The following is a 12,877-nucleotide window of genomic DNA, read 5'->3' on the forward strand; positions in this document are numbered from 1 at the left end:
GGTTCCCATGCGTCTGGAAGTCTTTTGTGAAGACCGACTTGGTCTGACCCGCGAATTACTTGATTTACTGGTGTTACGTAGCATTGATTTACGCGGAATCGAGATTGATCCCATTGGGCGAATTTATCTTAATTTTGCTGAGCTGGAATTCACCGACTTTAGCAGCCTGATGGCCGAAATCCGCCGTATTTCCGGCGTAACGGATGTCCGTACCGTTCCCTGGATGCCGTCCGAACGTGAACATCTGGCCCTGAGCGCGCTGCTTGAGGCGTTGCCGGAGCCGGTGCTCTCATTGGATATGAAGAGTAAAGTGGAGATGGCGAACCCGGCGAGTTGTCAGCTTTTTGCCCAGAGCCAGGAGCGAATGCGGCACCATACCGCCGCACAATTAATTAACGGCTTCAATTTTCAGCGCTGGCTGGACGGTAACCCGCAAAGCTCCCATAACGAGCATGTCGTGATCAACGGGCAAAACTTCCTGATGGAGATTACGCCGGTACATTTACAAAACGAAAATGACGAATACGTGTTGACCGGGGCGGTAGTGATGTTGCGTTCCACGATTCGTATGGGGCAGCAGCTACAGAATTTGTCCACGCAGGATCTGAGCGCGTTTAGTCAGATTATTGCCGTGAGCGCAAAGATGAAGCACGTTGTTGAGCAGGCGCGCAAACTGGCGATGCTCAGCGCGCCGCTGCTGATTACCGGCGATACGGGAACCGGCAAAGATCTTTTCGCCTATGCCTGTCATCAGGCAAGCCCTCGTTCAGCGAAACCGTATCTGGCGCTCAACTGCGCTTCAATCCCGGAAGATGCGGTAGAAAGCGAACTATTTGGCCATGCGCCGGAAGGTAAAAAAGGCTTTTTTGAACAGGCGAATGGCGGTTCGGTGCTGCTGGATGAAATTGGCGAAATGTCGCCGCGTATGCAGGCGAAGCTGCTACGTTTTCTCAACGATGGTACGTTCCGTCGCGTCGGCGAAGATCACGAAGTTCATGTTGATGTCCGCGTTATCTGCGCCACGCAGAAAAATCTGGTGGAGCTGGTGCAAAAAGGACTGTTCCGCGAAGATCTCTATTATCGACTTAATGTTCTTACGCTTAATTTGCCGCCGTTGCGCGATTGTCCGCAGGATATTATGCCGTTGACCGAACTATTCGTGGCGCGTTTTGCCGACGAACAGGGCGTTCCGCGACCGAAACTGTCTGCCGATCTGAGTACGGTCCTCACTCGTTACGGCTGGCCGGGTAACGTTCGCCAGCTTAAAAATGCGATTTACCGGGCGCTGACGCAACTGGAAGGGTATGAGCTGCGTCCGCAGGACATCCTGTTGCCTGACTACGATGCCGCGACGGTGGCAGTCGGCGAGGATGCGATGGAAGGCTCGCTGGATGACATTACCAGTCGTTTTGAACGTTCTGTCCTTACTCAGCTTTATCGTAGCTATCCGAGTACGCGTAAACTGGCGAAACGGTTGGGGGTATCGCATACCGCGATTGCCAATAAGCTGCGTGAATATGGTCTGAGCCAGAAGAAGGGTGAAGAGTAGACAATAAATATCCTCCGGCATAGCCGGAGGTTTTTCTGATGCGCCTGTAAGGCTCTCTTACCAGCCGCGCCCTAACAGGCGCATACGATCTGACATTTGCATCAAACTTCGTTACTTACGGCCCGTAAACGGGCTGCCCGGATAAGGGATCGATAGTTGCTCACCCATTTTATCCTCTTCAAGCTGGTGCTTTATGTAGGCCTGTATCTTCGCCGTGTTCTTACCCACCGTATCGACATAGTACCCTCTGCACCAGAACTCCCTGTTCCTGTATTTGAATTTTAGATCCCCAAACTGCTCGTAAAGCATCAGACTACTTTTACCCTTCAGATATCCCATGAAGCTCGACACACTCATCTTCGGCGGGATCTCCAGAAGCATGTGAATATGATCTGCACAACATTCTGCTTCCAGAATTCGTACGTTTTTCCATTCACACAATTTTCTTAATATGCTGCCTACTGCCCTACGCTTCTCTCCATAGAACGCTTGTCTTCGGTATTTGGGCGCGAAAACTATGTGATATTTACAGTTCCATCGGGTGTGCGCTAAGCTCTTTTCGTCCCCCATTGGGACCCCCTTTTGATTTCTTGTTGAACTTTTGCAGTTGCCAGACCGCAAGATGTTTTAACAAATCAAAAGGGGTTTTAATAACTGGCTTAAAGCTGAAAGCTTTCCGGAACCCCCAGCCTAGCTGGGGGTTTTCCATAGACAAAAAGAAGGCCTCCGGATAGAGGCCTTCTTGTGACAAAAGAGCACCGCCTGTAGCACTGACAAACGTAGCGCCAGCAGGTGCCGGCTTATGCCTTCAGGACATTAAGCGCGGCGTCGTAATCCGGCTCGTGGGTGATTTCATCCACCAACTGGCTGAAAATAACGTTGTCGTTTTCGTCAAGCACGATGACTGCGCGCGCCGCCAAACCTTTCAGCGGGCCGTCAACGATTTCGACGCCGTAGTTTTTCAGAAACGCGTTATTACGCAGAGTGGAAAGCGTAATAACGTTGCTCAGGCCTTCCGCGCCGCAAAAACGCGACTGCGCAAAAGGCAGGTCAGCAGAAACGCACAATACGACGGTATTCTCCACTTCTGTGGCCAGTTGATTAAACTTACGAACTGATGCGGCGCATACGCCAGTATCAATGCTTGGGAAAATATTCAGCACTTTGCGTTTGCCTGCATATTGGCTGAGGGAAACGTCAGACAAATCTTTTGCGACAAGAGTAAAAGCCTGTGCTTTGCTACCAGCCTGCGGAATAACGTTGGCAACGGTGACCGGGTTACCCTGGAAATGTACAGTCTGTGACATAATAATGTTCCTATTTACTTATAGTTAACGTCGAAATCCAGTTTAAGTCATTATTCATTAACACGGCAAATACTATTTGTAGCAAGCCGCGTCCGGCGCTATCAGAGGGGAAGAGATGAGATCTGTTAAGGTATATGAGGAAACCTGGCCGTTACATACGCCTTTCGTTATTGCGCGTGGTAGCCGAAGCGAAGCGCATGTTGTCGTTGTCGAACTGGAAGAAGAGGACGTAAAAGGCATCGGGGAATGTACGCCATATCCACGTTATGGTGAAAGTGATGCCTCGGTCATGGCGCAAATCATGAGTATTGTGTCTCAGTTAGAAAACGGGCTGACTCGCGAAGCATTGCAGAAACTGTTGCCGGCAGGCGCGGCGCGCAACGCGGTGGATAGCGCCTTATGGGATTTGCAGGCCCGCCAGCGGCAGCAAAGCCTTGCCGGGCTGCTCGGCGTGACGCTGGCCCCGGTTGTTACTACCGCGCAAACGGTAGTGATAGGCACGCCGGAACAGATGGCGGCCAGTGCGGCGGCACTATGGGAAAAAGGGGCGACGTTGCTGAAAATTAAACTCGATGCTCGTCTGATTAGCGAACGTATGGTGGCGATCCGCTCGGCGGTGCCGGAGGCGACGCTCATTGTGGACGCCAATGAATCGTGGCGTCCGGAGGGGCTGGCGGCGCGTTGCCAGTTACTGGCGGATCTGAATGTCGCGATGCTGGAGCAACCGCTGCCCGCGCAGGATGACGCCGCCCTGGAAAATTTTATTCATCCGTTGCCCATCTGTGCAGATGAGAGCTGCCATACTCGCAGTGGTCTGAAAACCCTGACGGGGCGCTACGATATGATCAACATTAAGCTGGATAAAACCGGCGGTCTGACCGAGGCGCTGGCGCTGGCAACGGAGGCGCGGGAGCAAGGATTCGGCCTGATGCTGGGCTGTATGCTCTGTACATCAAGAGCGATTAGCGCCGCGCTGCCGCTTATGCCGCAGGTGAGCTTCGCCGATCTTGATGGCCCAACATGGCTGGCGGTTGATGTTGAGCCCGCGCTACGCTTTACGACGGGTCAACTCCATCTTTAGGATGCCAGCGAAGCAGATTCGACATAGCCAGCAGGTATTTTTCGCTGGCTTCATCGGCGGAAACAGGGGGAAACTCGGCGGTAATGCAGTGCAGGTTGAGGTCGGCGCACCAGCTGCCAAACGAACCGGGCGTTTCGTAACCTACGCTGGTCACCAGCGGCAACGCAAACGCATCGGCCAGCCACTCGCCTAGCTCGCTGCGACGTGGATCTTCAATGCAGGCTAGCGGATCGTGAAAAGAGACGACCCAGGCGGGTTGGAGTCGATGTATTAACTGGCAAAGCGCCTGGGTTTCCGGTTCTGAGCCGGGATGGTCGCCGGTTAGCAGCACGACATCACGCTCTTGCGCGCGGCTATTCCAGCGATAAACTGTCTCACCCGCTTTCCAGTTGGCGGCGGGAAAGTTACGGTTTAGATCAATGCCATTCGCATTTGCCCTTAACCCCAGTTGACAGCCATCAGGATTAACGGCAAGTATGACATGATGACGGCGAAGGGACGGATTTAAGGTGCGTAACGCACAGGAGAGCGTCACCACGGATGAGGTTTCATCCCCGTGGGTGCCAGCCAGTATCAGGCCACTTTCGCGATCGGCGGCAGGCGCCGGAAACCAGATTAGCGGCGCGCCAAGTAGCGAATGTCCATAATGTTCAGTGCCTGGCGGAAATGCGCCGCGCTCGGCACGGGGGCGGGTGACAGTCATGCGCGTTTCCCGAAGCTGAGACCAGTAGGGTAATCATCGTAGTGTTGTGTAAAACCCGCCGATTATCAAATGGTTTTTATTTACCTTCTCGTATGGTGCGATATCAACTTTCTGGCGGAAGATAATTGCATTCCTTTCTGCTGAAACAAATAATTACGTTGTCATTTAACTCATCTTTGAGGAACTTCTATGAGGCATTCTGTTTCAGTAACCTGTTGTGCGCTATTGGTTAGCAGCTTTTCCCTGGCATATGCTGCGGATGTTCCCGGCGGAACGGTACTGGCAGAGAAACAAGAACTGGTGCGTCATATCAAAGATGAGCCCGCTTCGTTAGATCCAGCGAAAGCCGTTGGGCTGCCTGAAATTCAGGTGATCCGCGATCTGTTTGAAGGGCTGGTTAACCAGAACGAAAAGGGTGAAATTATCCCGGGCGTCGCCAGCCAGTGGAAGAGCAATGATAATCGTATCTGGACGTTTACGTTGCGGGATAATGCGCAATGGGCCGATGGAACGCCGGTGACCGCCCAGGATTTTGTCTATAGCTGGCAACGCCTTGTTGATCCCAAAACGCTTTCCCCCTTCGCCTGGTTTTCCGCTCTGGCTGGCATCACTAATGCGCAAGCCATTATCGACGGTAAAGTCACGCCGGATCAGCTTGGCGTCAGTGCCGTGGACGCGCACACTTTGCGTGTTCAGCTTGACAAGCCGTTGCCCTGGTTTGCCAGTCTGACCGCCAGTTTTGCCTTTTATCCGGTCCAAAAAGCGAATGTCGAAAGCGGCAAAGACTGGATGAAGCCGGGAAAACTGATCGGCAATGGCGCGTATGTGCTTAAAGAGCGCGTGGTAAATGAAAAACTGGTGGTCATGCCTAATACGCATTACTGGGATAACGCGAAAACGGTACTGCAAAAAGTGACATTTTTACCCATTAACCAGGAGTCGGCTGCGACGAAACGTTATCTTGCCGGTGATATCGATATCACCGAATCTTTCCCTAAAAATATGTACCAGAAATTATTGAAGGATATTCCAGGGCAAGTTTATACGCCGCCGCAATTAGGGACTTATTATTATGCGTTTAATACGCAGAAAGGGCCGACGGCGGATTCCCGCGTTCGTCTGGCGCTAAGTATGACCATTGATCGCCGTTTGATGGCGGAAAAAGTCTTAGGTACCGGTGAAAAACCGGCCTGGCATTTTACACCGGATGTCACGGCAGGATTTACGCCAGACCCTTCACCGTTTGAACAAATGAGCCAGGAAGAACTTAATGCCCAGGCGAAAACATTGCTGCGTGCAGCAGGCTACGGATCGCAGAAGCCGCTTAAATTAACCCTGCTTTACAATACCTCAGAAAACCATCAGAAAATCGCGATTGCGGTGGCGTCAATGTGGAAGAAAAATCTGGGAGTGGATGTGAAATTGCAAAACCAGGAGTGGAAAACGTATATCGACAGCCGGAATACCGGTAATTTTGATGTTATTCGCGCCTCCTGGGTGGGTGATTACAACGAACCGTCGACTTTCTTATCTTTATTAACGTCCACGCATACGGGGAATATTTCACGCTTTACTAATCCGACTTATGACAAAATCCTGACACAAGCGACGATGGAAAATACCGCCGAAGCGCGTAACGCGGATTACAATGCAGCGGAGAAAATTTTAACGGAACAAGCGCCTATAGCGCCTATTTATCAGTATACCAATGGCCGGTTAATTAAACCGTGGGTAAAGGGATACCCCATTACTAACCCGGAAGATGTGGCCTATAGCCGTACGATGTATATCGTGAAGCACTGATGCGTACTGGTTTCTTGTTAACGCAAGGTAGCCAAGCCCGCCGCCTGATGCTGGCAGAAGGCATGGGGATTAAGCGAGCGCCTGATGCCGCCGTTCTCATTGCTGTGTTTTCAGCCAGGCGGCAATATCCTGTGTCGGCAGATGATGTTGTGCATTCCAGGTGTCACTCATCGGCCACCACATACCGTCACCACGCGCGAAGGCGACGCGATAGCGCAGCATTGGATCATGCGGATGTAAACGGAGTTGCTCCTGTAAGTCAGGTAGCGTCAATACGCCTCGGGTAAAGGTTTGCTGCGTCACGCGTTCGACCGTTTCCGCCAGTTTTGCATAAGAGGTCGTTTCCCCCGCGACAAAGACGACTTCGTTAGTGATACGCGGCTGATGCAGATAAATTTCAGTGGTCAGGCGACCAATATCCGCAGGCGACGTGACGGTGACCTGCATTTCCCATCCGCCGAGGGCATTGATGGTTTTTTGGGCTAAGTTGACCACACCAAAGGCCGGTTCGAAGAGAAAAGAGATAAATATGCCGGTTGAAACAATCACCCACTCTGTGGCGTTTTGCTCGCGCAAAAGTGTCCTGACGTCATACTGTTCGTCCCACACCGGCTGGCCGCTGCCTTTGCCGACCACATCGTAATTCACGCCAAACTGCCAGGGGAAATAGCGCTTAACGCCCGCCTCCAGTACCGCGCGGGTGATTTTTATCTGGGTACCTGCATCGGCGACAAACCCCATACAATTGATGATCGTATCAAAACCGCGGAATTGATCTTTTAACGCTGCAACCGAACTGCCCGCGATGTCGACCGGGATAAACCGCGCACCGGCATCCGCCAGTTGTTGATGAATGCTGGAACGTCGTTTGCTCTGTTTATCCCTGGATCGCCCTGACACAATAACGCTAACGGAACCATTACGCTGTGTGACCGCCGGAACCAACGACGCCAGCACTGACGCCCCCAGTTGTCCCGCGCCCAGCACCAATACTTTTTCACCTACCTGATTATTGGATTGTTTCATTTGCCCCTCTCTGTGTTAATTCACCTGTAGGTAGAGATTACGTCAGGGATCTGCGTTCGATAAGACGCCGAAGACGGGTTAGACTGTTCTGATAAATGGGATAATTGGTGGGGGGAAAATGGATAAGCTGGAAGCGATGCAGGTCTATGTTTGCGTGGTGGATACCCATAGTTTTATCAGAGCCGCCGAAGTGCTGGGCGTGCCGCGCTCAACGGTATCGCGGGTGGTTAAAGAACTGGAATCCTGGCTTAAGATTCAACTTTTGCAACGTACAACCCGCAAACTTAGCGTGACCGCAGAGGGGCGGCGTTACTACGAAGAGTGCAAAAGAGTGCTGGCAGATATCGCGGCCATGGAGTCGTCATTTCCCGGCCGGGCGGCACAACCCAAAGGGCGTTTTAAAGTGGGGATGCCGCAATCTCTCGCCCGGCATTGCATTATTCCCACGCTCCCGGCCTTTTTGCGCCAGTATCCGGAGCTGGAGCTGATACTTTGTTCCAGCGATAGCGTGGAGGATATTATCCTTCAAGGGTATGACTGCGTGATTCGGGCCGGCAGGATCGATGATTCCACCACGCTGGTTGCCCGTCCGCTCGCCAGTTTTAACTGGGTGATAGCAGCATCGCCCACTTACATTGAGCGTTACGGTAGCCCTGAAAATTTAGATGATCTGCAAAAACACCATGCGGTCGGCTACCTGAACCACCGCACCGGGCGTACCACCGACTGGTTTTTTACGCGTGAGGGGGAGGATTACGCGATGCGGATGCAGGAGACGCTGGTTGTCGATGATACGGACGCTTATATTCAGGCCGGAATACAGGGGCTGGGGTTAATTCGCGTCGCCAGCTATCTGGTTGCGCCGTATCTGCACAGCGGGGCGCTGGTGACCTGCATGGACAACCATTCTTATGATTTGCCGCTTGCGCTGGTCTATCCGCAAAACAGGTTTCTGCCGCCTTCGGTACGCGCTTTTTATGACTGGTGCAAAACGGCGCTGAGCCAGTCGGAGCCTCTTCGCTAAAAAATATTATTCCGGATATCGCATTGCCTGTTCAGAAAACTTTTCCACAGACGTTCAAAATGACGGTACTGGTTTTGACGCATAAGAAAAAGGCATTATCAAACAGGGGGCTACACGGCGAGGATATAGCAAGCACAGAACGTTTGGATGCAATAAAAAATCTGTACAACTGTTATTAATGAACTTTTGTATAAATATAATCGGATTTAACAATACTCATTGTACCTGTATTTTGCTCTTATCATGGCGTCTTTACGACGAAAGGGTGCTTTAGCGTGGAATATTCAATATTAAGTAACAACCTTAAAATGCCTATGGTGGGTTTTGGCGTTTTTAAGGTAACCGACAAAGAAGAATGTCAGCAGTCAGTGTTAAGCGCTATTCGCAGCGGTTATCGTCTTATCGATACCGCTGCGGTATACGGCAATGAAGATGCTGTTGGTGACGCTGTTAGTGAAGCCATCGCGACAGGTCTGTGTACCCGTGAGGAGTTATTTATTACTTCTAAACTGTGGGTGCAAGATATGGCTAACTACGATCTGGCCAAAGCAGGTATTGAAGCGTCGCTGAAAAAATCCGGGTTAGATTATTTTGATCTCTATTTATTGCATCAGGCAATGGGCGATTATTTTAGTGCGTGGCGCGCGCTGGAAGACGCTTATGAAGCCGGTAAACTAAAAGCCATTGGCGTGTCCAACTTCTATGCGCATGTGTTAGCCAACTTCTGTGAAACCGTCAGAATTACGCCAATGGTAAACCAGGTCGAATTGCATCCATACTTTGCACAACCCGCCGCGCTGGAAACCATGAAGCATTATAACGTTCAGCCTGAAGCGTGGGCGCCGTTAGGCGGCGGGAGACATAAACCGTATGAAAATGTCATGCTTCAAAGGATTGCCGATGCCCATCAAAAAACCATCGCGCAGGTTGTCCTGCGTTGGAACGTGCAGCGTGGCGTCACGGTTATTCCTAAATCCACTCGACAGGAACGCATTGAAGAGAACTTTGCTATCTGGGATTTCTCACTAACGGATAACGAAATGGCTCAAATCAACGCCCTTGATTTAGGCTACGTTGGCGAAGCGGTGAAGCATTTTAATCCTGAATTTGTTCGCGGTTGTCTTGGCGTTAAAATCCACGATTGATCGCAGCGCTTGCGGATGTTTTCTCGCATGAACAGCTTCTAACACGGTTGCCAGAGCGTAGACGGCAACCGTGTGATATTCGCCTGGCCGTCAGGCGCCGAAGGCACCATCAATGGTGTGCATCGCGCCGGTGACGAAAGAGGCTTCCGGGCCGGCAAGCCATGCCACCATTCCAGCCACTTCTTCAGGTCTTCCGTGTCGTTTGATCGCCATGAAACTGTGCATCAGCTCTTTCATGGGGCCATCTTCCGGATTGATGTCAGTATCAATGGGGCCTGGCTGCACCACATTTATCGTAATTCCGCGGGGGCCAAAATCACGGGCCAGGCCGCGCGCCAGCCCTTGCAGGGCTGATTTACTGGCGGCGTACGCGGCCATTCCCGGTACGGGCATCCGATCGCCATTCACGGAACCGATAATAATAATGCGTCCACCTTCCGGCATGTTGCGGGCTGCTTCGACTGACGCATGGTAAGGCGCATGGATATTAATGCGGAACAAACGATCTATTGCATCGCTATCTTGTTCCAGCGCATCGCCGAAGAGAGCGACGCCCGCATTGACGACCAGAATATCCAGCGGTCCGTACTCACGCACGAGGCTGATGACGGCATCACGATCGGCGCTATCCGTCTGGATGGCGGTGCTTCCGGTTTCCGCTGCCAGTTTTTCGGCGGCTTCACGCGATCCGGCGTAGCTGAAAACGACCGATGCGCCGTCAGCGCTAAAGCGTCGTACAATAGCCGCGCCGATACCACGACTTCCCCCTAAAACCAGTACAGATTTGTTGCGAAATAGCGTCATCAGGATGTCCTTTATGATATTGTAGTAACCACTACAATATGCGTAATGAAATCATGCCGTCAAGGAGTTATGTAGTAATGACTACAAAACATAGCCGAACGCCGGGTCGCCCTCGCCAGTTCGATCCGGAGCAAGCCATTGAAACCGCTCAACACTTATTTCATTCGCGCGGCTACGACGCGGTGAGCGTAGCGGATCTGACAAAAGCGTTCGGGATCAATCCTCCCAGTTTCTATGCGGCGTTTGGCAGCAAGCTGGGGCTGTATACTCGCGTATTAAAGCGTTACAGGATGACCGACGCGATTCCGCTCGGGGCGCTTCTGCGTCACGATCGCCCGACCGCGAAGTGCCTTATCGATGTGCTGATGGAAGCGGCAAGACGTTACGCTGCCGATCCTGATGCCACTGGGTGTCTGGTTCTGGAGGGCGCTCATTGTAACGATAAACCGGCACGAGAGGCCGCCTGCGAGTTTTACATCGCTGCTGAAAACCTAATTCGCACTTATGTCGCCATGCGGTATCCGCAAGAGGCTGACCGGACGACGGACTTTATGGGGACGCTAATGGCGGGGCTTTCCGCCAAGGCGCGAGCGGGGTATAGCCTGGAGCGTCTTCAGGAGAGCGTGCTTCTGGCTGGGGATGTGCTGGAGCGATTACTGCCGGATTAACGCAGCGCATCAAAAAACCTGAGCCAATCAGATACGGGCAAACAGAGAGCAATAGCCCTAATCATCCATCTTGCCGTTGCGGCATTCGGTAAAGTACATCAAAAATAGAAGTGTCAGGGAAACGAGAAATGCAAAAATGTAGTCTTATTACGGTACTTAGCTTATCAGTGTTGATGCTAGCCGGATGTACAACGACCTATACCATGACGACCCGGACGGGAGAGATTATTGAAACGCAGGGTAAGCCGGAGGTTGACACCGCAACCGGAATGACGAAATACGCTGATGCTTATGGTTATCATCGCGTCATTAAAACCAGTGAAATAGTGCAGACGACAGAAGGCGCATCGAAGCTGGACTGGTAATGCGCTAAAGCAGTTGGGAGGCCGTGTCCAGTATGGGTACCGGACTGTTTCTGGGCCTGAATTGAATAGAGCGCCTGTATAGCCGAATATAGGGTCTCGGCTTGATTTGTGTCGTCAGTTATTTGGTTTTTCCCTGTATAGTGAAGATAAACAGTACTCATGGCTAACGGTCTGTTTTGGATTGTTAACTATCCCGGATTCTGCGCGTTTTATTTAGTCACAATCATGGTTAAGAATATTTTGGGTCAGACTTACACGCCGGGTATTAAGATAATCCGTCGCATAGAGAGCTTGATCGGCATCATTCGGTTCAAGAAGAAATGGTGTGACTTTTGGTATGAGATCAGCAAACAGGTTATATTGATCCACAGAGGCAAAATGCTGGGTAGCGCTGGCCCAGGGCATTCGCATCAGCTCCGCGTAAGAAGGGGATAGTTGAACAGGCAAATCAAATTCTTTCAGATTAGCAAGCATCTCCTTACTCATATAAAATGTGACCCTGTTTCGCGAAAAGGTGTTAAGTACTGCCTTCAGTCGTTTAACTTTTGCTTCTTTACTCATGCTATTATCAAAAAAACGTGGTGAAAGCATAATAGCAATCGATGCATTTGATGAAATAACATTATGTAGTGGTTTCAGGGCTACAACAATCTAATCGTTTGTGAAGATACGCTACGTACCAGAGGAGGTAGTATAGTTTCCACCCAGCCAGATCACATAATCTGTTGTTTTGAGGGGAAGAGCTTTTTCCGGTATATTACCCCTGTCAGGTGCCACTGTTTCAATTGCTAGTGAGTCTTGTCCCCCAGACATTATTTACTTTAGAACTCAAAAAATTATATTCTGAAATGTTCCTTAGTTTTAGTAGAGTTATCTGTGAGCGGGTAAAAAAGAGATTGAATCTCACTTTGTTCTGCAATTGCCGAAGTAATCTGAGCGTGTTCTGATCGATCAGATGACTATACAGACCAACAGTTTTTCCGGAAAGTATTGCTGAGGCATTGTTCGCAAGAAGCATCTCTTTTATAGCTCCTTGCCCAATAATCAGTACGCAACTGTATTTTTCTGGTCTGATTTTATCTATGGGGATATCGGTAAGATTGACCAGATCAGGAGTGCCATGCCGCCAATTATCATGAATGACTGTGGCTCCGGAGGCGTCTCCTCCGGCTCCCCTGGTAATAATAAGAGGAGGGTGGGTACTGGCTTGTGCGATATACGAAAAACAAGCTACCATTGCTAGCGCTGTGTTTATGATGGTTGTATACATATCGTCTGCCCTGATTTCGAAAATATGAATAATGTCTCCTCTTATAATGTACATCAAAAAGAGAACATTTTAATTAAATGTTATCTCAACGAGATAAAAGGTTAGCACAGTAAAGTATAGAGAGAATGTAAT

Annotated in this window: 12 protein-coding genes and 1 pseudogene; 7 read left to right on the forward strand and 6 right to left on the reverse strand. The window is 50.8% G+C overall.

Translation table 11 applies throughout. The annotated features are described in order from the left end of the window. The first annotated feature begins 7 nt into the window (after positions 1 to 7). Positions 8 to 1,549 (forward strand): transcriptional regulator TyrR, encoded by a 1,542-nt coding sequence (gene tyrR / locus ACLD11_RS03235; RefSeq protein ID WP_411014520.1) that lies wholly within the window; start codon positions 8 to 10, stop codon positions 1,547 to 1,549. A 111-nt stretch (positions 1,550 to 1,660) separates the two neighbouring features. Here tyrR and tnpA read toward each other — a convergent pair whose 3' ends face one another. Then, a complete protein-coding gene (tnpA, locus tag ACLD11_RS03240; protein ID WP_411014521.1) occupies positions 1,661 to 2,119 on the reverse strand; it encodes an IS200/IS605-like element IS200F family transposase in 459 nt (152 codons plus the stop codon). Positions 2,120 to 2,349: 230 nt separating this feature from the next. Further along, positions 2,350 to 2,856 carry a thiol peroxidase gene (gene tpx / locus ACLD11_RS03245; protein WP_183059634.1) on the reverse strand — a complete coding sequence of 169 codons (507 nt, stop codon included), beginning with the start codon at positions 2,854 to 2,856 and terminating at the stop codon, positions 2,350 to 2,352. Positions 2,857 to 2,971: 115 nt separating this feature from the next. Here tpx and ycjG point away from each other — a divergent pair, with 115 nt between their 5' ends. Next, positions 2,972 to 3,937: an L-Ala-D/L-Glu epimerase gene (ycjG, locus tag ACLD11_RS03250; RefSeq protein WP_183059633.1), complete on the forward strand. Its 966-nt coding sequence runs from the start codon at positions 2,972 to 2,974 to the stop codon at positions 3,935 to 3,937. Here the strand turns inward: ycjG and mpaA are convergent. Beyond that, a complete protein-coding gene (gene mpaA / locus ACLD11_RS03255) occupies positions 3,912 to 4,640 on the reverse strand; it encodes a murein tripeptide amidase MpaA (RefSeq protein ID WP_411011273.1) in 729 nt (242 codons plus the stop codon). The two genes, ycjG and mpaA, sit on opposite strands and share 26 nt — an antisense overlap. A 189-nt stretch (positions 4,641 to 4,829) precedes the next feature. On the opposite strand from mpaA, the gene ACLD11_RS03260 reads away from it, so the two are divergent. Continuing rightward, the gene (locus ACLD11_RS03260; RefSeq protein WP_411014522.1) at positions 4,830 to 6,443 is read left to right on the forward strand and encodes an ABC transporter substrate-binding protein; all 1,614 of its coding nucleotides are present in this window, start codon (positions 4,830 to 4,832) and stop codon (positions 6,441 to 6,443) included. Positions 6,444 to 6,539: 96 nt separating this feature from the next. Here the strand turns inward: ACLD11_RS03260 and ACLD11_RS03265 are convergent, their stop codons facing one another. Further along, on the reverse strand, positions 6,540 to 7,469 hold the full coding sequence (locus ACLD11_RS03265) for an aromatic alcohol reductase (protein ID WP_411014523.1): 930 nt from the start codon (positions 7,467 to 7,469) through the stop codon (positions 6,540 to 6,542). 118 nt (positions 7,470 to 7,587) lie between these two features. On the opposite strand from ACLD11_RS03265, the gene ACLD11_RS03270 reads away from it, so the two are divergent. Both ACLD11_RS03270 and ACLD11_RS03275 read left to right on the forward strand, forming a co-directional pair. Continuing rightward, positions 7,588 to 8,493, forward strand: a complete 906-nt coding sequence (locus ACLD11_RS03270; RefSeq protein ID WP_411014524.1) for a LysR family transcriptional regulator — start codon at positions 7,588 to 7,590, stop codon at positions 8,491 to 8,493. A 275-nt stretch (positions 8,494 to 8,768) separates the two neighbouring features. Beyond that, a complete protein-coding gene (locus tag ACLD11_RS03275; protein ID WP_411014525.1) occupies positions 8,769 to 9,638 on the forward strand; it encodes an aldo/keto reductase in 870 nt (289 codons plus the stop codon). Between the two features lie 90 nt (positions 9,639 to 9,728). Here the strand turns inward: ACLD11_RS03275 and bdcA are convergent, their stop codons facing one another. After that, a complete protein-coding gene (gene bdcA, locus ACLD11_RS03280; RefSeq protein ID WP_020839314.1) occupies positions 9,729 to 10,442 on the reverse strand; it encodes an SDR family oxidoreductase in 714 nt (237 codons plus the stop codon). Between the two features lie 77 nt (positions 10,443 to 10,519). Here bdcA and ACLD11_RS03285 point away from each other — a divergent pair, with 77 nt between their 5' ends. Together ACLD11_RS03285 and ACLD11_RS03290 are read left to right on the forward strand one after the other, a co-directional pair. Next, positions 10,520 to 11,110, forward strand: coding sequence for a TetR/AcrR family transcriptional regulator (locus tag ACLD11_RS03285; protein ID WP_000208474.1), 591 nt, complete (start codon positions 10,520 to 10,522; stop codon positions 11,108 to 11,110). 128 nt (positions 11,111 to 11,238) lie between these two features. Then, the gene (locus ACLD11_RS03290) at positions 11,239 to 11,475 is read left to right on the forward strand and encodes a YgdI/YgdR family lipoprotein (RefSeq protein WP_001168016.1); all 237 of its coding nucleotides are present in this window, start codon (positions 11,239 to 11,241) and stop codon (positions 11,473 to 11,475) included. A 213-nt stretch (positions 11,476 to 11,688) separates the two neighbouring features. Here ACLD11_RS03290 and ACLD11_RS03295 read toward each other — a convergent pair. Beyond that, positions 11,689 to 12,799, reverse strand: a pseudogene (locus ACLD11_RS03295) (hypothetical protein). Positions 12,800 to 12,877: the final 78 nt, after the last annotated feature.

The organism is Salmonella sp. 741265116_PST, assembly GCF_046567715.1.
GTDB lineage: Bacteria > Pseudomonadota > Gammaproteobacteria > Enterobacterales > Enterobacteriaceae > Salmonella > Salmonella enterica.

What these genes read in the sequence shown, in the direction of transcription:
- ACLD11_RS03290 (WP_001168016.1), top strand. Translation starts at nt 11,239, where the DNA reads ATGCAAAAATGTAGTCTTATTACGGTACTTAGCTTATCAGTGTTGATG.
- tnpA (WP_411014521.1), bottom strand. Translation starts at nt 2,119, where the DNA reads ATGGGGGACGAAAAGAGCTTAGCGCACACCCGATGGAACTGTAAATAT.
- tyrR (WP_411014520.1), top strand. Translation starts at nt 8, where the DNA reads ATGCGTCTGGAAGTCTTTTGTGAAGACCGACTTGGTCTGACCCGCGAA.
- bdcA (WP_020839314.1), bottom strand. Translation starts at nt 10,442, where the DNA reads ATGACGCTATTTCGCAACAAATCTGTACTGGTTTTAGGGGGAAGTCGT.
- ACLD11_RS03265 (WP_411014523.1), bottom strand. Translation starts at nt 7,469, where the DNA reads ATGAAACAATCCAATAATCAGGTAGGTGAAAAAGTATTGGTGCTGGGC.
- ycjG (WP_183059633.1), top strand. Translation starts at nt 2,972, where the DNA reads ATGAGATCTGTTAAGGTATATGAGGAAACCTGGCCGTTACATACGCCT.
- ACLD11_RS03285 (WP_000208474.1), top strand. Translation starts at nt 10,520, where the DNA reads ATGACTACAAAACATAGCCGAACGCCGGGTCGCCCTCGCCAGTTCGAT.
- ACLD11_RS03270 (WP_411014524.1), top strand. Translation starts at nt 7,588, where the DNA reads ATGGATAAGCTGGAAGCGATGCAGGTCTATGTTTGCGTGGTGGATACC.
- tpx (WP_183059634.1), bottom strand. Translation starts at nt 2,856, where the DNA reads ATGTCACAGACTGTACATTTCCAGGGTAACCCGGTCACCGTTGCCAAC.
- mpaA (WP_411011273.1), bottom strand. Translation starts at nt 4,640, where the DNA reads ATGACTGTCACCCGCCCCCGTGCCGAGCGCGGCGCATTTCCGCCAGGC.
- ACLD11_RS03260 (WP_411014522.1), top strand. Translation starts at nt 4,830, where the DNA reads ATGAGGCATTCTGTTTCAGTAACCTGTTGTGCGCTATTGGTTAGCAGC.